Source organism: Enterococcus sp. DIV1083b (assembly GCF_051713705.1).
GTDB lineage: Bacteria > Bacillota > Bacilli > Lactobacillales > Enterococcaceae > Enterococcus_D > Enterococcus_D casseliflavus.
Genome location: NZ_JBIOQJ010000001.1, coordinates 1,823,546 through 1,844,158, shown reverse-complemented (window position 1 = coordinate 1,844,158; position 20,613 = coordinate 1,823,546). Strand labels below are relative to the sequence as shown.

Below are 20,613 nucleotides of genomic sequence, written 5' to 3'. Positions count from 1 at the left end.
GAGAATGATAAAAGTAGAATCGGATTATGCCCTTTGTCCTAAATTTGAAAAAGCTTTTTCTATTTTAGGCAAAAAGTGGAACGGCTTGATCATTGATGTCCTTCTTGAAGACGGCAAACAAAGATTTGTTGAGTTAGCAAACAAGATTCCTCAAGTGAGTGATCGGGTGTTAGTCGAACGCTTGAAAGAATTAGAGCGGGAAGAAATTGTCTGCAAAGAAAACAATCTTTACTGCTTGACGCCAAGAGGTATTGCTCTTGAAAAGAGTATGATGAGTGTGAAGCGTTGGGCAGAAACCTGGGTACGTGAGGAAGAATGCAGTTGATTTCTCAACGGAAATTAGGTAAAATAAGCTTAAATGAATAGTAAAAAAAGCGTTGATAGAAACTAGTAATTTGGCTGGATCAGAAAAAGGGAGACTTGTCACAGACTGAAAGCAAGTCCTGTATTCGAAAAATGAATTTCACTTCTGGAGCTTGCTGAGAACAATCAGTCGGCAGTGTTGCTGTCGTTAGCCGAAGTGAGTGCGCGGTTTTTTTCGCGAATGAGGATGGTAACACGAGACGTCGTTCCTTTTTTAAGGGATGACGTCTTTTTTTGTCTTTTTATAAAAAGATCGTCACTTTTTCCAGTCAAATCGTTTTTTACGCTATTCACAGTATAGAAGGAGGAAACACATGTCTTTACAAGAAAAATTAGAAGCATTGAAGGAAACGACATTGCTTAAAATCAAAGAAAGTCCAACCATGAATGACTTAAATCAGATTCGAGTGGAAGTGCTTGGAAAAAAAGGTCCCATTACTGAAGTTCTACGGGGGATGAAAGATCTTTCTGCGGAAGAACGGCCGAAGGTGGGGAGCTATGCCAACGAGATTCGTGATATCTTGACAGAAGCGATTGAAGAAGCAAAATCATCTATCGAAGCAGCAAACTTGGAAAAAGCCCTCGCTGAAGAATCCATCGACGTGACTTTGCCTGGTAAAAAGATGGACCGAGGAACACGCCATGTGCTAACGCAAATCATGGAAGAAATCGAAGATATCTTTGTTGGTATGGGCTACCAAGTAGTTGAAGGCTACGAAGTGGAAAAAGATCATTACAACTTCGAACGGATGAATCTGCCAAAAGATCATCCAGCCAGAGACATGCAAGATACTTTTTATATTTCAGAGGAAGTGCTGATTCGGACCCATACGTCACCAGTGCAAGCGCGAACAATGGAGACTCATGATTTTTCTAAAGGGCCGCTGCGGATGATCTCACCAGGGAAAGTTTTCCGTCGTGACACAGATGATGCGACCCATAGCCACCAATTCCATCAAATTGAAGGATTGGTGATCGATAAAAATATTACGATGGGTGACTTAAAAGGAACCTTAGAAGTCATGATGCAAAAAATGTTTGGTGAAGATCGCCAAATTCGCTTGCGACCAAGCTATTTCCCTTTCACAGAACCATCGGTCGAAGTTGATGTCAGCTGCTTCAAGTGCGGTGGTGCGGGTTGTAACGTTTGTAAACAAACTGGCTGGATCGAGATCCTCGGTGCTGGAATGGTGCATCCTAACGTCTTAGAAATGTCAGGGATCGATCCAACCCAATATTCAGGATTTGCTTTTGGTTTAGGTCCTGATCGAGTGGCAATGCTGCGCTACGGCGTAAACGACATTCGCCAATTCTATCAAAATGATGTGCGTTTCATTCGCCAGTTCAAGGGGGAACAATAAATGTTAGTATCGTACAAATGGTTAAATGAATACCTTGATCTGTCTGAGATCACACCAAAAGAGCTGGCGGACAAAATGTCAGTGACTGGGATCGAAGTCGAAGGTGTTGACGTGCCTGAAGAGGGTTTAAAAAAAATCGTTGTCGGAGAAGTGACCGACTGCCGACCACATCCAGATTCTGATCATCTATCGATTTGCCAAGTAAATATTGGTGAGGAAGAAGACACGCAAATCGTTTGTGGGGCACCAAATGTCAAAAGTGGCATCAAAGTCATCGTAGCATTACCAGGCTCTCGAATCGTGGGCAATGTAAAAATTAAAAAGAGCAAGATGCGGGGAGAAGTTTCGAACGGCATGATTTGTTCATTGCAAGAACTAGGGTATGCTGATAGTGTAATCCCCAAGGAATACGCAGAAGGAATCTATTATTTACCAGCAGAAGCAGAAGTAGGAACACCGGTTTTTCCTTATCTCGATATGGATGATCATATTATCGAATTATCGATCACACCGAACCGTGCGGATGCGTTGAGCATGCGGGGGGTTGCTTATGAAGTCGGTGCGATCTATCGGCAAACACCGAAGTTTCCTGAAATTGCGCTTAATGAAAGTGAAGTAGCTGCTGCCGATAAAATTCAGGTGAAGGTCACGGAAGCAACCAATGCACCCGCCTACCAAATTCGAATCATTGATGGTGTAACGATCGCCCCAAGTCCACAATGGCTGCAAAATCGCTTGATGAATGAAGGCATTCGTCCAATCAACAATGTTGTGGACGTGACAAATTATATCTTGTTATTATTTGGCCAACCATTGCATGCTTTTGATTATCAAAAGCTAGACAGCAAGGAAATACTGGTACGTCGCGGCAAAGAAAATGAAAGCCTGGTTACCTTAGATGGAGAAACACGTCAGCTTTCATCAGAAGACATCGTTATCACCAACGGAACGACACCCGTTGCGCTCGCAGGCGTCATGGGAGGGCTTGATTCTGAAATCACGGAAACAACGACCACAGTCGCTTTAGAAGCGGCGCTGTTCGATCCATTAGCGATTCGTTTGACCTCAAAGAAATTCAATTTAAGAAGTGAGTCCTCTGCTCGTTTTGAAAAAGGGATCAACCAAGCAACGGTTGCAAAAGCTTGTGATGCAGCAGCAGCACTGATTGCAGAACTTGCTGGCGGAACGGTCTTAAAAGGGGCAGTAATAGGTTCCCAAGTAGCAGTAGAACCTGTGGAGGTTACAATCACTTTAGCTCGAATCAATAGCTATTTAGGCACAGAAATCACTGATGAAGAAGTGCAAGAAATCTTTGACGCATTAGGCTTTGGTCATCGTCAAGAAGCAGACAGCTATATTGTTTCTGTCCCACCTCGTCGTTGGGATATTACGATCGAAGCAGATATCATTGAAGAAGTGGCGCGTATTTACGGTTATGATCGTTTGCCATCGACTTTACCGCAAGGAGAAACGGTTGCCGGTCATCTAACCAAAGCGCAACGTCTGACTAGAGAAGTTCGGACGCTATTGGAAGGCAACGGGGTCAGTGAAGCCATTAGCTATGCTTTGACCACTGAAGAGAAGGCACAACAATTTACGGATAAATCGAGCCAAGTGACTCGATTGGATTGGCCAATGACCGAAGAGCGTGCCGTCTTGCGCTTGAATCTGATTTCAGGCTTGTTAGACGACGTTGCGTACAATTTGGCACGTAAAAACAATCGTGTTGCTTTGTATGAAATTGGTCGCGTCTTCTATCAAACAGGCGACAGTAAGCACGAGCTGCCAACAGAAGTCAATCACTTAGGGCTAGCTTTGACAGGAAATATCCATGAGAAAGACTGGCAAACCCAAGCTCAAAAAGTTGATTTCTTCCATTTGAAAGGCATTTTAGAAAATCTATTTGATTCGTTGGCATTAACCGACCGTATTCGTTATCAAAAAACGGCAGCTATCAAAGAGATGCATCCTGGCCGTACGGCAATGATCCTGCTAGATGACCAAGAAATCGGCTTCTTGGGACAAGTCCACCCATCGATCGCCAAAGATTATGAAGTGAGTGAAACCTATGTTGCTGAATTGAACTTAGATCAACTGTTAGCAGCGAAAACAGAACAATTGGTCTATCAACCAGTTTCTAAGTTCCCATCAGTAACGCGGGATATGGCACTCTTGCTTGATGAAACGATCGATAACCAGTCCGTGATGGAGATCATTCGCGAAAGTGCCGGTCGCTTCTTAAGTGCGATTCGTTTATTCGATGTTTATCAAGGGAAAAACATCGAAGCAGGCAAAAAATCATTAGGGTACAGCCTGACCTTTAGCAATCCAGAAGCTACCCTGACGGATGAAGAGATCAATCAAGCAATAGCGAAAATTACTCGTAACTTAGAAGAAAAAGTTCAAGCAGAAATCCGCTAATCAAATAAGTAGAAAAACGTTCTCCACCATACAAAGAAGTTGGGTGGGGAACGTTTTCTACTATTATAATAGATGCTCAGATGACACAAGAATGTGAGGAGTTGAGTGAAAGCCGTAAAAGATTTCTCTATAGAAGGCAATCCAGTTTTTTTGGTACAACCTTTTTTAAACACTGGCAAGGCTGAAAAAATGCATTTTCTAATCCGCATTTTATGAGGTTATTTTTTAGGACAGCTCTCTTGGTTTTTGTGCAAGAAACAGCATCAAATCAAATTACACAAAGTGTCAGTCTGGGGAGGAAGGGTTCTCGTGAAATCTAACACAGAGTTGACACATAGGTTTTGTATGAAAGAATTCATTCCGATTTGTAAACAAAAAAACAAGCCGTAAAGGCTTGTTTTTTTAGGCAAAGTAATTGATGCCCATTGCATTTTTGACTTCAGCTAACGTTTGGGCGGCAACTTGTTCTGCTTTTTCACTACCAATTTTTAATAAGTTCATCACTTCACCGGGATCTTTTGCAAAAGCTTCACGGCGTTCACGAATCGGTGCAAATTCGGCATCTAGAACATCGATCAAATAGCGTTTGATTTTGACATCGCCTAATCCACCACGGGTGTAATGTTCTTTTAATTCAGCAATTTTTTCTTTTTCAGTGCCAAATACATCAAGATACGTAAAGACCATGTTGCCTTCGACTTGTCCAGGGTCGTTGACATGAATGTGATTTGGGTCCGTGTACATACTCATCACTTTCTTTTGTAATACATCGGCTGGATCAGCTAAGTAAATACCATTGTTCAGTGATTTGCTCATTTTCCCGTTCCCATCGATCCCCGCTAAACGTCCCATGCCTTTTGGCGGTAAAACCGCTTTTGGTTCGACTAATACTTCACTATACGTAGAATTAAAACTATGCACGATTTCTTGCGTTTGTTCCAGCATTGGTTTTTGATCTTCTCCAACGGGGACTAAATTTGCTTTAAAAGCGGTGATATCCGCTGCTTGAGAGACAGGATAGATGAAGAACCCTGAAGGGACGCCTTCACCAAATTTTTTTTGTTCAATTTCGGCTTTAACGGTTGGATTTCGTCGTACTCGAGCAACACTGACTAGATTGAGATAATACATCGTCAATTCAGAGAGCTGAGGGATTTGCGATTGAATAAACATCGTTGTTTTTGCTGGATCCAAGCCAACGGCTAAATAATCCAAAGCGACTTCTAAAATATTCGCTGAGACCTTTTCAGGTGTTTTTGCATTATCTGTTAGTGCCTGCATATCAGCGACCATGATATAAAGCTGATTTTCAGGGTCAGCTTGCATTTCGACCCGTTTTTTTAAAGACCCCACATAATGGCCAAGATGCAATTTGCCAGTTGGGCGGTCGCCAGTTAAAATCGTATTCACTTTTTTTCCACCTTTTCCTTTGTTATATGGTTTATCTTACCTTTTTTTAGCAAAAGAAACAACCGGTTCTCCTTGTGATCTGATGGGGTGAGAAAAATTTTCATGGACAAAAACCTCACATCAAAGTAAAATAGCACTTGTCTTTTCAGAAATAAGGGGGGAACATTGGAAAAGCACCTTTACAAATGAAAAAAGATTGAGCTATAATATGAATCAAATCTTTCCAATTACTCATTTAATTTTAAAAAAAGCTAGGAGTGTGAATCAATGGCAATGATCGAATTTAAGAACGTAGAGAAATATTACGGAAAGTTCCATGCATTAAAAAACATCAACCTTGAATTTGAAAAAGGTGAGGTCGTTGTTGTTATCGGGCCTTCTGGATCTGGTAAAAGTACAATGCTCCGTACGATTAATGGTCTAGAAACCATTTCAGGTGGTCAATTATTGGTCAATGGTAAGAACTTGTTTGACAAAGATGTCAAAATGACAGAAATTAGAAAAAACATCGGCATGGTGTTTCAACATTTCAACTTGTATCCAAATAAAACCGTGTTAGAAAATATTACGTTGGCACCGATTAAAGTATTAAAACAAAATGAGCAAGAAGCCATCAATTTGGCGGAAAAACTTCTTGATCGGGTAGGGATGTTAGATAAAAAAGATTCCTATCCTTCCATGTTATCCGGCGGACAACAGCAGCGGGTCGCAATTGCCAGAGGGCTTGCGATGAAACCAGAGATGCTGCTTTTTGATGAGCCAACGTCAGCATTGGATCCAGAAATGATTGGTGATGTATTGGATGTCATGAAAAAAATTGCCAGTGAAGGTATGTCCATGATCGTTGTTACCCATGAAATGAGCTTTGCCCGTGAAGTAGCAGATCGAATCGTCTTTATGGCAGAAGGACAAGTACTAGAGGATCGGCGCGATGTCGATGGATTCTTTGATGCACCAAGAGACGAACGTGCAAAACAATTCTTGAGCAAAGTCAGCAATCATTAAGCAATAGGAGGAACCCTTATGAGAAAGAAAATATTTTCCTTTCTAGTCTTAGCCTTTGCCCTTGTGACTTTCTCAGGTTGTAAAGGACAAAGTGCCGCAGAGATCGATATTTTAGAAAACAGCAAAGAGACGAATCAGATCGTTTGGGGCGTAAAGAACGATACCCGTCTTTTTGGATTAATGGATATCGCGACCAGAGAAGTACGAGGATTCGATATTGATATCGCTCGTGCAATCACTGAGAAAATTTTAGGACGTGATGGCAATGCCATCTTTGTTGAAGTTACCTCAAAAACCCGGATTCCTCTTTTGAAAAACGGCAACATCGATGCAATCATCGCCACGATGACTATCACAGAAGAACGTAAAAAACAGGTCGATTTTTCCGATGTCTACTTTGATGCAGGCCAATCGTTATTAGTTGCCAAAGACAGTCCAATCCAAGGGATCGAAGATTTGACCGCAGATACCACTGTATTGGTCGTGAAAGGCTCTACTTCAGCTGTGAACATTCGTGAAGCAGCACCAGAAGCGCAAATTTTGGAACTTGAGAATTATGCGGAAGCCTTTACCGCTTTACAATCTGGTCAAGGGGATGCTATGACCACGGATAATGCGATCCTATTAGGGATGGCGAGTGAAAATCCCAATTACCATTTAGTTGGCGAAACTTTTACAGAAGAACCTTATGGGATTGCAATCAATAAAGGACAAAAGCCGTTTCTTGATGCAGTGAATCAAGCGTTGCGGGAAATGCGTGAAGATGGAACCTATGATGAGATTTACAACAAGTGGTTCCCTGAAGACGAATCAGGAAAAGTAGAGTAGGAGGAAACTGAATGGTTGAATTATTTCAAACGTATACCGGTCAGTTTATTGAAGGCTTTAAATACACAGTCATGGCGAGTTTGATCGCACTGTTTTTTAGTCTTTTGATCGGAACCTTAATGGCAATTTTTCAGTTGTCAGACAATCGCCTCATCAAAGGGATTGCCAAAGCGTATGTTGAGTTTTTTAGAAATATTCCCTTATTGATCATCGTGATGTTCTTTTATGTCGTTGTGCCAATGTATTGGGTTTCTTTTGACGGCTTTCAAGCAGGAACGATCGGCTTAACGATCTATACATCGGCATTTATCGCTGAGACGATCCGTTCAGGGATTCAAACGGTCCCTAAAGGCCAGATGGAAGCTTCCTTGTCTTCTGGTTTTACCTACAGCCAAGCGATGCGCTACATTATTTTGCCTCAAGCATTTAAGATCGTCGTACCGCCGTTAGGCAATCAATTTATCAATCTTGTCAAAAATTCATCAATTTTGGCGATGGTCGCAGGATTAGATATTATGTATCAAGGCGATTTGATCGCAAGTGAGACCTTCAATACATTTGATACGTATATCATTGTTGGTCTTTTCTATTTGATCATTACCCTACCATTGTCTTATTTGATGGTTTACTTGGAACGGCGTTGGGCTGTCCGCTCATAGAAAGGAGCTAACGAACTATGGACTTTTTTGAAGCTTTTTCAGCGATTAACATTCGCTTCTTGATCGATGGCTTGCGGGTAACAGTTGAAGTGTCGATCCTATCGATTTTATTTAGCTTTATTATCGGAGGAATCGCCGGCATTTTGCGCTTCAGCTCGATCCCAATCTTTTCTAAAGTATTAGGTGTCGTGATCGATGTTATTCGTAACTTGCCTTTGCTCTTGATCATCTTTTTCACTTACTTTGCATTGCCGCAGATCGGTATCCGCTTTAATATTTTTTGGTCAGCGGTTGTGGCGTTGACGATTTTTGAATCAGCGATGCTTTCTGAAATCTTCCGTGCTGGTTTGAATTCTGTGCCGAAAGGGCAGATGGAAGCTGGTTTGTCTACAGGGCTAAGCTATGTCGAAGTATTGCGGAGCATCGTCGTGCCGCAGGCATTTAAAGCGATGCTGCCAGCGATCGTCAGTCAGTTGATCTCTTTGATCAAAGATACGTCATTAGCTGTGATTATTTCTTTACCAGAGCTGACTCATCATGCTCGAATCATTTATGGTCAAAACACAAACTATGTTTTGCCTATGTTTTTGGCAATGACTGTTTTATACTTTTTGGTTTGTTATGCCTTGTCATTGCTTTCTGGCTTTTTGGAAAAACGTCAGTACGATTACTAAAAAGAATAATCGTCAAAAACATCCCCACGATCGGTCTTTCACCCATGCAAGTGCAACTTGTGAGGGGTAAGCCAATCGTGGGGGCTTTTTTCATTTTGACCGTTTCGTGTTTTTTTGGGAAAGCTTTTTTAGCAAACGAAAGGAATACTTGAAAAATAGTCAAAAAAAGTCCAAAATGAATAAGAGAGAAAAACGCACCAAACTCTTTCTTTCATGTAAAGGATGGAAACTATGACAAACAACAGACCAATTGGTTTTATCGATTCTGGTGTTGGTGGGTTGACGGTCGTCAAAGAAGCAATCAAGCAATTACCCAACGAATCGATTCTTTATCTGGGAGATACAGCCAGATGCCCGTATGGTCCAAGACCTGCTGAGCAAGTCATCGAGTATACGTGGCAAATGACCCGTTTTTTATTAGAAAAAAACATTAAAATGTTGGTGATCGCCTGTAACACAGCAACAGCGGTCGCCCTTGAAGAAATCAAAGAACAACTAGATATTCCAGTGATCGGCGTGATCCTGCCAGGCAGTCGAGCAGCGGTCAAAGCAAGCAAAAACCAACGAATCGGTGTCATCGGGACAAACGGAACGATCAAAAGTGACTCTTACAAGCGCGCGCTTCATGGCAAAGCGCCCCATGCGTCCGTCGTCAGTTTGGCTTGCCCAAAGTTTGTGCCGATCGTAGAAAGTAAACAATACCATAGCTCGGTCGCCAAGAAAATCGTGGCAGAAACGTTGCGTCCATTGAAAAACAAACGGTTAGATACAGTGATTTTGGGTTGTACCCATTATCCTTTATTGCGTCCTTTGATTCAAAATGAATTGGGCGCTCATATCCAGCTGATTGATTCAGGGGCAGAAACGGTGGGGGAAGTCAGTACCTTGTTGGACTATTTTTCCATTGCTGCAACGAGTCAGGACGATCCGCATCCGCAACATGCATTTTTTACTACTGGTTCACCGAAAATGTTTGATGAGATCGCCAATGATTGGCTTGATTTAGACACGATCTCATCGATTCACACTGATTTAGGAGGCTTTTAAATGCGACATGATGGCAGAAAAGAAACAATGTTAAGACCAGTTAAAATTCAAACCAACGTCTACAAACACCCCGAAGGATCGGTTGTGATCTCTTTTGGTGACACAACCGTGATCTGTTCGGCAACGATTGAAGATCGGGTCCCTCCGTTTTTACGAGATACGGGAAAAGGCTGGGTCACAGCCGAATACAGTATGCTCCCACGAGCGACCAACACTCGTAATCGTCGAGAAAGTGCCAAAGGCAAGCTTTCTGGTCGGACGATGGAGATCCAACGGCTGATCGCTCGTTCCTTGCGCGCAGTAGTCGATTTAGAAAAATTAGGGGAGCGCAGTATCGTGGTCGATTGTGATGTCGTTCAAGCAGATGGCGGTACCCGAACAGCTAGTATTACCGGCGCATTTGTCGCGTTGCGTTTAGCTATCGATACCTTGTTGCGTGACAAAGCATTGACGGAAGATCCAATCAAGGAGCATTTGGCAGCAATTAGTGTCGGGATCTTACCAGATGGCACCTGTGTGACCGATCTTGATTATCAAGAAGATTCTTCAGCTGCTGTTGACATGAATTTGGTGATGACGGAATCTGGTCGATTTGTCGAATTGCAAGGAACTGGGGAAGAAGCAACCTTTGATGGCCAGCAGTTGAATGAGATGCTGATCTACGGAAAAACAGCTATCGAAGAATTGATTGCCTATCAAAAAGAGGCACTGTTTTTACCAGATGAACCCCCTTATGAGATTCCCGAAAAAACGATCGTCATTGCTACAGGCAATCCAGGAAAAGCCAAGGAATTTAAAGCCGTATTTGGCGCGGCAGGTTACGATGTCCGTACCTTAAAAGACTATCCTTCCTTGCCAGATGTTGAAGAAACCGGCACCACCTTTGAAGAAAATGCCCGCCTTAAAGCGGAAACCATCGCCAGAATTTTGGGAAGACCGGTGTTAGCTGATGACTCAGGACTGAAAGTCGATGCATTAGGGGGACGACCAGGGGTGTACTCTGCTCGATTTGCTGGTGAGCAAAAAAGTGACGCTGCCAATAATGCAAAATTGCTCTATGAATTGACGGATGTCGAAGATGACAAACGCAGTGCCCAATTTCACTGTACGTTAGTTTTCGCAGCGCCAGGAAAAGAGAGTTTGGTGGTTGAAGCTCAATGGCCGGGGAGAATCGGCCGCATCCCTCGTGGAGAAAATGGGTTCGGCTACGATCCATTGTTTATTCCTGATGGTTCAGAGCAAAGCGCAGCCCAAATGAGTCAAGAAGAAAAGAACCGAGTGAGCCACCGTGGTCTAGCAATCAAAAAACTGCAGGAACAGTGGCGGGAGTGGTTAGAAGGAGAAAATGTATGAAATACTTAGTTGTCAGTGACAATCATTCAGATCGTGAGATTCTTGTTGATCTTCAAAATGAATTCGAAAATCAAGTCGATTTGTTCCTTCACTGTGGGGATTCAGAACTTCCTGAAACGGACCCTTTATGGGAAACATTCCAAGTCGTTTGTGGCAATTGCGATTACGGTGGTGGTTTTCCGAATGAGCGTATCGTTAAAACGCCGCTGGATACCATCTATATGACCCATGGCCATTTGGCGGATGTTCGTTTTGGCGTAACCAAATTAGGCTTAAAAGCGCAACAAGCAGATGCTTCGATCGCTTTGTTTGGTCATACGCATCAAATTGCTTGTGAGAAAGTCGGGAATCGACTTTTCTTGAATCCTGGCAGTATTTCCCAACCGCGAGGGCAAATTCAAATCAAAAGCTTTGCGATTATTGAAAGTACGCCAGAACAATGGGCAATCCAATACTATGATCGTTCCTTTCATAAAGTCCCAGAGCTAGCTTTCGTTTTCACACGTTAAGTAAGCGGAATCAAAAAGTAAAAATTTCATTATAATTTTGCAGGTTTCTACTTTCTATTCTCATTTTCAAGTAAAATAGAAGAGTAGCTGTGAAATGGAGGCAATTAGATTGATAGGACAGACCGTAGAAAAAATATTACTCGAGAATCAAGAAAATTTCTTGGTGCCGGCAGAGAATGTGGCATCGGTATTTTATAACAACCCTTTGAGTCACGCATTGCTTGTTTTATCAAAAGTGGGCTATTCAAAGATCCCAGTACTAGATAGTGAGGACCACTTAGTCGGCTTAATCAGCCTCTCAAACATCGTAGAACGAATGATGGATCTCACTGGCTTCAGTATGGAAAATATTGAAGGGCTGACTGTGGCAGATGTCATGGAAGTCAATGTGAATTGCATCAAAGAAAACGATGAGTTGGAAAGTATGCTGCATCTGTTAGTGGATCAAGCATTCTTGCCGATCGTTGATGATGACAATGTCTTTGTTGGGATTATCACCCGCAAAGAGATTTTAAAATCCGTCAATCATTTGGCGCATGAAATCGAAAGACGCTATTTGCTGATTTCGAAAGAAGATGCCCCAAAGATGACAGATGAACTGCATGTGGTATAGAAAAAAGGTTATCCCAGTTTCGGGATAACCTTTTTTTAAATACCGACGATCGGCGCATTGGGGATCGTATAGCCTTTGGCAGTTAAAGCATCGATCGATGCGGCCAAAAATTCCTCTTTGATTTTCCATTGCGTACCGTTGGTCACATACATGGTCGTGCGAATTGCAAAGTTGTTGTTTCCTAGATCCACCAGACCGAAGACCGTAGGGGCCGTTTGGATCTCTTCTTCGTGCTGCTGAGCAATCTGTTCATTGACTTCTTCAATGATGGCACGTATTTCATCTAAGCCTTCAGATGGTAAGATACGTACGTCTACCACGACTTGCATATTGGCTCTTGATGTATTACTGATGGTCGTGATGTTACGATTCGGGATATAATGAACGGTTCCATCAACGGATTTTAATTGAACAGTCCGAATACCGACGGCCGTCACCGTACCTTCAAGCGTCAGGTTGGTCAAGCGGACGTAATCACCAACGTTGATTTGTTGTTCGGTAATTATAAAGAAGCCAGTAATCAAGTCATTCATAAAGCCTTGGGCGCCGAGACCGAGGGCGACACCGACGACTCCGGCACCAGCTAGTAGTGAGCCTACAGGTACGCCGATGGTGGAAAGGAGTGCATAGACAAAAAAGAAGCCTAATGTGTAATGAACCGTATTGCGGATCAGGGTATGGATCGTGTTGATTCGACTCACATTGAAGGTGGCTTTTTTTTCATAGGACCGATAGATCCGGTCAATGATCATGTTGCTTATTTTTAATAAAATTCCGAATAAGATACACAAAAAAAGCAGCATCAGTGCTTTTTGGATCAGTAGGCCAATGATCGATTCCCAGTCGATCGATGCCCACCATTTTTGTAATGCATTGAGCTGAGCAGCTGCTGGTTCGGTAATGCTGGAACCACTTGAATCGGTCGTGCTAGCTGCAAGTAGCAGTTGTTTCATAAAATCCCTCCAAGTCTTACTGCATCTATTTTAACGAAGATAAAATAGAAATGCAAAGGAGGTTTTCTGAAATACCTGTTTTTTTCAGAAAAAGCCTGCTCAGCCAACGGAGAGGCAAATAGCAGACTTTTCTATGACAATTATTGATTAAGATAAATGAACGCCTTTATCAACGAAAATCACTTCGCCGATAATCCCGCTTGATAATGGACTGATCAAGAAGGCACAAGTATTGCCCACTTCTTCAATCGTCACACCAATATGATCAGGTGTCCGATCCTCTGACAATTGGATCAGTTTTTGATAGTCTTTTACACCAGTTACTGCCAGCGTCTTGATGGCACCAGCAGAAATCGCATTGACGCGGATTTTTTGCGGTGAAAGTTCGGCAGCTAAATAGCGAACGCTTGATTCTAAAGCGGCTTTTGCAATCCCCATCATATTGTAGTTCGGTACTGCCCGTTCGGCACCTAAGTAGGAAAGGGTAACGATTCCAGCATTTTCAGCTAAGATTGGTTTGGCATATTTGGTGACGGCAATCAATGAATAACTGCTGATGTCTTGCGCCAAAGCATAACCGTCACGAGAAATATTCAAAATATCGCCAGATAGATCTTCTTTATTGGCATAAGCAACGGCATGGACAACACCGTGGATCTCACCTGCATATTCTTTGATCGTTTCAAAGGCGGAAGCAATGCTTTCGTCATTGGCGACGTCACATTCCACTACAAATTCATCAGATTCCAATAAGCGCTCTAAAGGCTTTTTCATGCGGTCGTTTTGATACGTGTAGATCACTTCGGCTCCTTGTGCTTTTAATGCTTGTGCACAGCCCCAAGCGATACTGCGTTTGTTAGCAACGCCCATGACGACAACTTTTTTACCGGTTAAAAAACTCATAATTCCACTCCTTAATAAATTCAACAATAATAAAATACGTATAATGACAAATAGTAAATCAAACTATCTTGATTTCTAATTATTAAGCATAATTGTTTGATTGTCAAACTATTTTTTTCTTAATAAATATTTAGTTGCGAATTTCGCTGAACTATGATACTTTGATAATCAAACTATAATAAATTCTTAAGCAAGGAAGGGAAACCATGAAAAAACTATTGACTGAAACAGAAGTCATGGATTTGATTCCAAATCGCTACCCAATTATATATATTGATTACGTCGATGAAATCGAGTCTGGCAAAAAGATTATCGCAACGAAAAATGTCACCATCAACGAAGACTTTTTCCAAGGACATTTCCCAGGAAATCCAGTAATGCCAGGTGCCTTGATTTTAGAAACATTGGCACAAGCAGGATCGATCCTGATCTTGAAATCCGAGGAATTCCAAGGTAGAACGGCGTATATCGGCGGCATCAACAAAGCCAAATTCCGTCAAAAAGTTGTTCCGGGAGATACCATGAAACTTGTTTTCGAGATCACTAAAATCAAAGGCTCTGTAGGAACTGCTGATGCGGTCGCTACAGTGGACGGCAAAAAAGCTGCGGAATGCGAATTCACCTTTATCGTTGGCGACCAAAAATAAAAGAAAACCGCTGAAATTCCCGAATATCGGAGACTTCAGCGGTTTTTTATTTATTCTTTGGCTTCTTGTAAGACCTTGATCGTTTCGATCTTCACTGGCTCAACCGGTTGAGAATTCTCACCATTGCCAGAGTCTTGGGTTTCTGCTTGTGCAATTTTATCTACGACATCCATGCCTTCAATCACTTGACCAAAAACGGTATAGCTGCCGTCCAATTGTGGTGTTCCACCATTTTTGTAGGCTTCGATGATTTTTTCAGGATAGTGTTGGATCGCTAGACCGTCAGATACATCTTGATCATTTTGAACGATGTAGAATTGACTGCCTTGGCTGTTTGGCGCACTTGATTTTGCCATTGCTAATGCGCCTCGCAAGTGATAAAGCTGGTTCGAGTATTCTTCGCCGAATCCTTCGCCCCAAATGCTTTCTCCGCCAGTGCCATCACCATTAGGGTCGCCCCCTTGGATCATAAACTCTTCTACGACACGATGGAAAGTCAAGCCGTCATAATACCCATCTTTGGCATGGGTCAAAAAGTTTTCGACTGCTTTGGGCGCGATCTCTGGGAAAAGTTTGATTTTGATCGAGCCTTCTTCCGTTACCATTTCAACTAAAGCTTCATTCTCTTGCACATCCGCTGATAATTGCGGCAATTCCAGGGCATTCAAGTCAACAGATTCTGAGGTTGACGTGCTTTCTGCCGAATTGCTTGATGAGGGATCGGTGGTACTTGAACCTGTACAAGCAGCTAGTAATAAAAGGCTAGCTGCTGCTGTCAGTGTGAATAGGATTTTTTTCATTCTTTCATTCCTTCCAGTTTTCTTAATGATAATCATAACAAAAAAGAGACATAGAAGAAAGCGCAGATTTTGTGGAATGAGAAAGAAACAGACGGAAAGGTGTAGACCACTTTTTAGATGTTTGCTATAATGAAAGAGGATTCATTATAATAAACGGATAGAATTTACAGGAGGTTTTTTTGATGGGAAAATTAGGGATATCGATTTATCCAGAGCGCTCAACGTTTGAAAAGGACAAAGCGTATCTAGACTTGGCACACAAATACGGCTTTAAACGGGTATTTACCAGTTTGCTGCAAATCAACGATGATAAAGAAAAAGTCTTGGCAGACTTTAAACAAGTCGTGGATTATGCCAATCAGTTAGGAATGGAAGTCATGGTAGATATCAATCCTGGTTTATTCGAACAGTTAGGTATTTCTTATGATGATTTATCCTTCTTTGATGAGATGGGGGCTTACGGTGTTCGGTTAGATATTGGTTTCACTGGTTCAGAAGAAGCCAAAATGACCCGTAATCCTTACGGGATCAAAATCGAAATCAATATGAGCAGCGGCACGAGCTACGTGGATAACATCATGAGTTATTCACCTAATACTGAAAATTTACTCGGTTCGCATAACTTCTATCCTCATCGCTATTCAGGGTTAGGCTATGACCATTTTGTTTTTTGTTCGGAAAAATTCCGCAAATACAATTTAAATACGATGGCTTTCGTGAATTCTCACGAAGCTGATTTCGGTCCATGGCCAACACAAGATGGTTTGTGCTCTTTGGAAGACCATCGTGATCTGCCACTAGCTACACAAGTCAAACATTTAGTGTTGACTGGTTTGATCGATGATATCTCTATTGGAAATGCCTATGCTTCAGAAGCAGAATTGGCAGCAATGGCTGAAGCGTTTCATGCTGATTATCCGACATTAAGAGTCGATGTCGTTGACGGAATCACTGAAGATGAACGAATTTGTCTCTTCGATAATCTACACAGCTATCGAGGAGATCGTTCAGAGTACATCTTGCGTTCAACGATGACGCGGATCTACTATAAAGACAAGGAATTTCCACCTCATGATACCCGTGATATGGTAAGAGGGGATGTCTTGATCGATAATGCTGGTTATGGACAATACAAAGGTGAGACGCAAATCGCCTTGAAAGCAATGAAAAATGATGGTCGCGTCAATGTCGTTGGGAAAATCGCTGATGAAGAACTATTCTTATTAGAATTTTTGAAACCTTGGTCAAGTTTTAAATTGGTCGAAAATAACTAATTATCACGAAAAATCAACCATTGCCAACAAAGCGTGTTGGCAATGGTTTTCTTTTTGGGCGCTTGCGATTGACAAACACGAGCAAAAAACGGTAATTTATGTAGTGGGTTCTTTCCATGAAGAATGATGAAACCATAATAATATTATGTAAACTATATAACAAGAGGACGTGACAAGTGTGAAATTGCGCTGGAAGATTGCCATCGGAGTGGCTGTATTAGCAATTGCGGGGTTAGGGTATGCAGGAAATTATTTTTACGATTATGCGGTGGTTCCTTCAGAAAAAGATTTTTTGGAAGGAGATACCCCTGGTACGGATGAAAATCAGACAGGAAATGAATCGCAAAATTGGTTTACAGATCCAGCAAATCGTGAGATGTGGCAGCTGACTTCTGAAGACGATTTAAAATTATCCGCCATTTATCTACCGGCAGAGGAGAAGAATCGAGGAAAAACGGCGATCATCGCGCATGGCTACATGGGGAATGCAGAAACGATGGCGGACTATGCTAAGATGTATCATGATTTAGGCTATAATGTTTTGGTTCCAGACGCTCGAGGGCATGGTCAAAGCGAAGGAGATTATATTGGTTTTGGGTGGCACGAACGTAAGGATTATCTGCAATGGATCGATGAAGTACTCGCAAAAAATGGTCCTGAAGAAACGATCACTTTGTATGGCATCAGTATGGGGGCTGCCACGGTAATGATGACCAGTGGGGAAGACTTGCCGAAAAATGTCACTTCTATCATTGAAGATTGTGGGTATACCAACGTCAATGAAGAATTGGGTTATCAACTCGATCAATTGTTTGGTCTACCTGCCTTTCCATTGATGAATGTCACTAGCCTTGTCACAAAAATCCGAGCGGGGTATTTCTTTGGTGAAGCAGATGCAGTCAAACAACTGCAAAAGAATACGCGTCCAATCTTTTTTATCCATGGCGATGCGGATACGTTTGTTCCTTATTCGATGCTGGAAATTTTGTATAATGCGACCGATGCACCAAAAGAAAAGTGGGTTGTTTCAGGTGCCGAGCATGCGAAAAGCTACAAAACAGATCCAGCGCTTTACAAAGAAAAAATTGCAGCTTTTTTGGACAAATACGATCACCCAGCAAGTGAATAAAAAAGTGCCGGTTCAAAAAAAGAACCGGCACTTTTTGCTTGACCCTTGGCTTATAAACGAGCAAATTCTTCTAGCAAACGAATCATTTGGCAAGTAAAGCCATATTCATTATCATACCAAGCGACGGTTTTCACCAGTTGGAAATCGCCAGCCGTGGTTACTTCTGTTTGTGTCGGATCAAAGATAGACCCTTGAGTGGTACCAATCACATCTCCAGAGACGATCTCACGGTCATCGTAACCGAATGACGGATTATCGACGGTGTGTTTTCTGATCGCTTCATTGACTTCATCGGCGGTTACTTTGGTTTTCAAAATTGAGACTAATTCTGTTAAAGAACCATCGACGACAGGAACCCGTTGGGCGTGTCCTTGTAATTTGCCATTTAATTCTGGGATAACTAGACCGATCGCTTTAGCAGCACCCGTCGAGTGAGGGATCGTGTTGTCTGCAGCGGACCGAGCGGCTCTTAAGTTTCCACCTTTTACCGGACCATCCAATAGCATTTGTGTAGAAGTATAGGCATGTACCGTGGTCATCGTACCAACTTCGATCCCGAATTCCTCATTTAAGAAGTAGGCCATCGGAGCCAAGCAGTTGGTCGTACAAGAACCTGCGGATATGATAGTATCCTCTGGTGTTAACGTGTCGGAGTTGACATTGTAAACGATTGTTTTCATATTACCAGCTGGTGCGGAGATAACGACTCGTTTGACACCCGCATCAAGATGGGCTTGTGCTTTTTCTGCGGAAGTGTAAAAACCCGTGCATTCTAAAACGATATCGACGCTATTTTCTTTTGCCCAAGGGATTTTGCTTGCGTCTGGTTCAGCGTACACTCGGGTCTCTTTGCCATCGACAACGATAGCATTATCTGTTGCAGTAACATTTCCAGGGTACGTGCCGTGGGTCGAGTCAAATTGCAATAAGTGTGCTAACATGACTGGACTCGTTAAATCATTGATTGCCACAACTTCAATATCGGCAGAAACTTCTTTGATCCTACGAAAAGCCAAACGTCCAATTCGTCCAAAACCATTGATTCCAACTTTTACTGTCATTTCTTGTTTCCTCCTTTGATTGTGTCTGGTACACTTAAAAGTTTGCTACGATTTCAAGTGACTGTCAAAGAATAACCCTTAAGAATTCGCGATTTCTTACGGAAACCCATGAGAAAAGATAGACAAAAGGCGTTTCGGTCGTTACAATAAAATAGACTTTCTTATTAGAGAAATAGTAACCACTTAAGGTGAGATAACTGATAATCAAAAAGTATAGAAGGTAGTAAAAAAAGAATGGAGGACAAATAATGTCCATGTTTTTAGATCAAGTGACAATCGATGTCAAAGCAGGAAAAGGCGGCGACGGAATGGTTGCTTTTCGCCGAGAGAAATATGTCCCAGACGGCGGACCCGCAGGTGGTGACGGTGGACGTGGTGGGGATGTCATTTTAGTCGTAGACGAAGGTCTGCGTACATTAATGGATTTCCGTTTTAATCGTCATTTTAAAGCGCAACCCGGGGAAAACGGCATGAGTAAAGGAATGCACGGTCGTGGCTCAGATGATACCTACATCAAAGTACCACAGGGAACGACCGTTCGTGACGCTGAAACAGGTGCCTTATTAGGTGATTTGATTGAGCAAGGCCAAACATTAGTGATTGCTAAAGGCGGCCGAGGCGGCCGAGGCAACATTCGGTTTGCCTCTCCGAAAAACCCAGCCCCAGAATTAGCTGAGAATGGAGAACCTGGTCAAGAAAGAAAAATCGAGCTCGAATTAAAAGTTTTAGCAGATGTTGGTCTAGTTGGTTTCCCTTCAGTTGGGAAGTCTACATTACTCTCTGTGATTTCCTCTGCTCGACCAAAAATTGGTGCGTATCATTTTACAACACTGGTACCAAATTTAGGTATGGTAACAACTACTGATGGTCGTAGTTTTGCAGTAGCCGATCTGCCTGGCCTGATCGAAGGAGCCTCACAAGGGGTTGGTTTAGGGACTCAGTTTTTACGTCATATCGAACGGACACGGGTCATTTTACATGTGATCGATATGAGTGGCATGGAAGGACGCGATCCATATGAGGACTATTTGTCCATCAATAATGAATTGTCGACCCATAACTTGCGCTTACTTGAGCGTCCACAAATCATCGTTGCCAATAAGATGGATATGCCGGATGCTGAAGAAAACCTAGCCCTTTTCAAAGAGCAGTTGGCAAAAGAAAAAACAGATGAGTTTGCGGATGAACCAATGATTTTCCCAATCTCTGGGGTCACTCGTAAGGGAATCGATGCCTTGTTGAATGCGACAGCGGATCTATTGGAAGTCACTCCTGAGTTCCTCTTATACGATGAAGAAATCGAAGAAGATGTTGTTCATTATGGCTTCCAATCGGATGAACCGGAGTTTTCAATTGATCGTGATCCGGATGCAACTTGGATCTTGAGCGGTGAAAAAATCGAAAAACTATTCCAGATGACGAATTTTGATCATGATGAGACCGTGATGCGTTTTGCTCGTCAGCTACGTGGCTTAGGTGTCGATGAAGCATTACGGGCGCGCGGTGCTAAAGATGGCGATATCGTTCGGATCGGCAACTTTGAGTTCGAGTTTGTTGAATAATCGTTTAAAAGAACATCATTTGCCTAAAAAATATCTTTTTA

At 42.4% G+C, this 20,613-nt stretch carries 20 protein-coding genes; 15 read left to right on the top strand and 5 right to left on the bottom strand.

Annotation, left to right across the window (positions count from 1 at the left end; genetic code table 11):
* The first annotated feature begins 4 nt into the window (after window positions 1–4).
* From IGI69_RS08530 to pheT, 3 genes are all read left to right on the top strand, one after another.
* Window positions 5–325 (top strand): winged helix-turn-helix transcriptional regulator, encoded by a 321-nt coding sequence (locus tag IGI69_RS08530; RefSeq protein ID WP_005226192.1) that lies wholly within the window; start codon window positions 5–7, stop codon window positions 323–325.
* A gap of 352 nt (window positions 326–677) precedes the next feature.
* On the top strand, window positions 678–1,724 hold the full coding sequence (pheS, locus tag IGI69_RS08525) for a phenylalanine--tRNA ligase subunit alpha (RefSeq protein WP_005226191.1): 1,047 nt from the start codon (window positions 678–680) through the stop codon (window positions 1,722–1,724).
* Window positions 1,725–4,145: a phenylalanine--tRNA ligase subunit beta gene (pheT, locus tag IGI69_RS08520; protein ID WP_438740436.1), complete on the top strand. Its 2,421-nt coding sequence runs from the start codon at window positions 1,725–1,727 to the stop codon at window positions 4,143–4,145.
* 402 nt (window positions 4,146–4,547) lie between these two features.
* Here pheT and trpS read toward each other — a convergent pair whose 3' ends face one another.
* A complete protein-coding gene (gene trpS / locus IGI69_RS08515) occupies window positions 4,548–5,555 on the bottom strand; it encodes a tryptophan--tRNA ligase (RefSeq protein ID WP_438740434.1) in 1,008 nt (335 codons plus the stop codon).
* Between the two features lie 267 nt (window positions 5,556–5,822).
* On the opposite strand from trpS, the gene IGI69_RS08510 reads away from it, so the two are divergent.
* From IGI69_RS08510 to cbpB, 8 genes are all read left to right on the top strand, one after another.
* Window positions 5,823–6,560, top strand: a complete 738-nt coding sequence (locus IGI69_RS08510; protein WP_005226188.1) for an amino acid ABC transporter ATP-binding protein — start codon at window positions 5,823–5,825, stop codon at window positions 6,558–6,560.
* Window positions 6,561–6,578: 18 nt separating this feature from the next.
* Window positions 6,579–7,388, top strand: a complete 810-nt coding sequence (locus IGI69_RS08505; protein ID WP_005226187.1) for a transporter substrate-binding domain-containing protein — start codon at window positions 6,579–6,581, stop codon at window positions 7,386–7,388.
* A gap of 11 nt (window positions 7,389–7,399) precedes the next feature.
* On the top strand, window positions 7,400–8,047 hold the full coding sequence (locus tag IGI69_RS08500) for an amino acid ABC transporter permease (protein WP_005226186.1): 648 nt from the start codon (window positions 7,400–7,402) through the stop codon (window positions 8,045–8,047).
* A 17-nt stretch (window positions 8,048–8,064) separates the two neighbouring features.
* Window positions 8,065–8,721, top strand: a complete 657-nt coding sequence (locus IGI69_RS08495; protein WP_151195279.1) for an amino acid ABC transporter permease — start codon at window positions 8,065–8,067, stop codon at window positions 8,719–8,721.
* 231 nt (window positions 8,722–8,952) lie between these two features.
* Window positions 8,953–9,768: a glutamate racemase gene (gene racE / locus IGI69_RS08490; protein WP_438740432.1), complete on the top strand. Its 816-nt coding sequence runs from the start codon at window positions 8,953–8,955 to the stop codon at window positions 9,766–9,768.
* Window positions 9,769–11,121, top strand: coding sequence for a ribonuclease PH (gene rph / locus IGI69_RS08485; RefSeq protein ID WP_118215625.1), 1,353 nt, complete (start codon window positions 9,769–9,771; stop codon window positions 11,119–11,121).
* Window positions 11,118–11,630 (top strand): metallophosphoesterase, encoded by a 513-nt coding sequence (locus tag IGI69_RS08480; RefSeq protein ID WP_438740429.1) that lies wholly within the window; start codon window positions 11,118–11,120, stop codon window positions 11,628–11,630. The genes rph and IGI69_RS08480 overlap by 4 nt, the downstream gene beginning before the upstream one ends.
* Before the next feature lie 109 nt (window positions 11,631–11,739).
* Window positions 11,740–12,243, top strand: a complete 504-nt coding sequence (gene cbpB / locus IGI69_RS08475) for a cyclic-di-AMP-binding protein CbpB (protein ID WP_438741510.1) — start codon at window positions 11,740–11,742, stop codon at window positions 12,241–12,243.
* Between the two features lie 35 nt (window positions 12,244–12,278).
* On the opposite strand, the gene IGI69_RS08470 is transcribed toward cbpB, so the two are convergent.
* A complete protein-coding gene (locus tag IGI69_RS08470) occupies window positions 12,279–13,196 on the bottom strand; it encodes a mechanosensitive ion channel family protein (RefSeq protein ID WP_015509767.1) in 918 nt (305 codons plus the stop codon).
* 147 nt (window positions 13,197–13,343) lie between these two features.
* Complete coding sequence (gene fabI, locus IGI69_RS08465) at window positions 13,344–14,099, bottom strand: enoyl-ACP reductase FabI (RefSeq protein WP_005226179.1); 756 nt, start codon at window positions 14,097–14,099, stop codon at window positions 13,344–13,346.
* Between the two features lie 206 nt (window positions 14,100–14,305).
* Between fabI and fabZ the strand changes: the two genes are divergently transcribed.
* Window positions 14,306–14,746 carry a 3-hydroxyacyl-ACP dehydratase FabZ gene (gene fabZ / locus IGI69_RS08460; RefSeq protein WP_005226178.1) on the top strand — a complete coding sequence of 147 codons (441 nt, stop codon included), beginning with the start codon at window positions 14,306–14,308 and terminating at the stop codon, window positions 14,744–14,746.
* A 50-nt stretch (window positions 14,747–14,796) separates the two neighbouring features.
* Here fabZ and IGI69_RS08455 read toward each other — a convergent pair whose 3' ends face one another.
* Complete coding sequence (locus IGI69_RS08455; RefSeq protein ID WP_438740427.1) at window positions 14,797–15,546, bottom strand: peptidylprolyl isomerase; 750 nt, start codon at window positions 15,544–15,546, stop codon at window positions 14,797–14,799.
* Window positions 15,547–15,728: 182 nt separating this feature from the next.
* Here IGI69_RS08455 and IGI69_RS08450 point away from each other — a divergent pair, with 182 nt between their 5' ends.
* Together IGI69_RS08450 and IGI69_RS08445 are read left to right on the top strand one after the other, a co-directional pair.
* A complete protein-coding gene (locus IGI69_RS08450; protein WP_060791964.1) occupies window positions 15,729–16,820 on the top strand; it encodes a DUF871 domain-containing protein in 1,092 nt (363 codons plus the stop codon).
* Between the two features lie 178 nt (window positions 16,821–16,998).
* Window positions 16,999–17,949, top strand: a complete 951-nt coding sequence (locus IGI69_RS08445) for an alpha/beta hydrolase (protein WP_034868634.1) — start codon at window positions 16,999–17,001, stop codon at window positions 17,947–17,949.
* 50 nt (window positions 17,950–17,999) lie between these two features.
* Here IGI69_RS08445 and gap read toward each other — a convergent pair whose 3' ends face one another.
* Window positions 18,000–19,010, bottom strand: a complete 1,011-nt coding sequence (gene gap / locus IGI69_RS08440; protein ID WP_438740425.1) for a type I glyceraldehyde-3-phosphate dehydrogenase — start codon at window positions 19,008–19,010, stop codon at window positions 18,000–18,002.
* 248 nt (window positions 19,011–19,258) lie between these two features.
* Between gap and obgE the strand changes: the two genes are divergently transcribed.
* Window positions 19,259–20,572 (top strand): GTPase ObgE, encoded by a 1,314-nt coding sequence (obgE, locus tag IGI69_RS08435; RefSeq protein ID WP_077453427.1) that lies wholly within the window; start codon window positions 19,259–19,261, stop codon window positions 20,570–20,572.
* Window positions 20,573–20,613: the final 41 nt, after the last annotated feature.

Bases quoted from the DNA above. Each gene is read 5' to 3' on its own strand.
- IGI69_RS08530 (WP_005226192.1), top strand. From the start codon at position 5: ATGATAAAAGTAGAATCGGATTATGCCCTTTGTCCTAAATTTGAAAAA.
- pheS (WP_005226191.1), top strand. From the start codon at position 678: ATGTCTTTACAAGAAAAATTAGAAGCATTGAAGGAAACGACATTGCTT.
- pheT (WP_438740436.1), top strand. From the start codon at position 1,725: ATGTTAGTATCGTACAAATGGTTAAATGAATACCTTGATCTGTCTGAG.
- IGI69_RS08510 (WP_005226188.1), top strand. From the start codon at position 5,823: ATGGCAATGATCGAATTTAAGAACGTAGAGAAATATTACGGAAAGTTC.
- IGI69_RS08505 (WP_005226187.1), top strand. From the start codon at position 6,579: ATGAGAAAGAAAATATTTTCCTTTCTAGTCTTAGCCTTTGCCCTTGTG.
- IGI69_RS08500 (WP_005226186.1), top strand. From the start codon at position 7,400: ATGGTTGAATTATTTCAAACGTATACCGGTCAGTTTATTGAAGGCTTT.
- IGI69_RS08495 (WP_151195279.1), top strand. From the start codon at position 8,065: ATGGACTTTTTTGAAGCTTTTTCAGCGATTAACATTCGCTTCTTGATC.
- racE (WP_438740432.1), top strand. From the start codon at position 8,953: ATGACAAACAACAGACCAATTGGTTTTATCGATTCTGGTGTTGGTGGG.
- rph (WP_118215625.1), top strand. From the start codon at position 9,769: ATGCGACATGATGGCAGAAAAGAAACAATGTTAAGACCAGTTAAAATT.
- IGI69_RS08480 (WP_438740429.1), top strand. From the start codon at position 11,118: ATGAAATACTTAGTTGTCAGTGACAATCATTCAGATCGTGAGATTCTT.
- IGI69_RS08470 (WP_015509767.1), bottom strand. From the start codon at position 13,196: ATGAAACAACTGCTACTTGCAGCTAGCACGACCGATTCAAGTGGTTCC.
- fabI (WP_005226179.1), bottom strand. From the start codon at position 14,099: ATGAGTTTTTTAACCGGTAAAAAAGTTGTCGTCATGGGCGTTGCTAAC.
- fabZ (WP_005226178.1), top strand. From the start codon at position 14,306: ATGAAAAAACTATTGACTGAAACAGAAGTCATGGATTTGATTCCAAAT.
- IGI69_RS08455 (WP_438740427.1), bottom strand. From the start codon at position 15,546: ATGAAAAAAATCCTATTCACACTGACAGCAGCAGCTAGCCTTTTATTA.
- IGI69_RS08450 (WP_060791964.1), top strand. From the start codon at position 15,729: ATGGGAAAATTAGGGATATCGATTTATCCAGAGCGCTCAACGTTTGAA.
- gap (WP_438740425.1), bottom strand. From the start codon at position 19,010: ATGACAGTAAAAGTTGGAATCAATGGTTTTGGACGAATTGGACGTTTG.
- obgE (WP_077453427.1), top strand. From the start codon at position 19,259: ATGTCCATGTTTTTAGATCAAGTGACAATCGATGTCAAAGCAGGAAAA.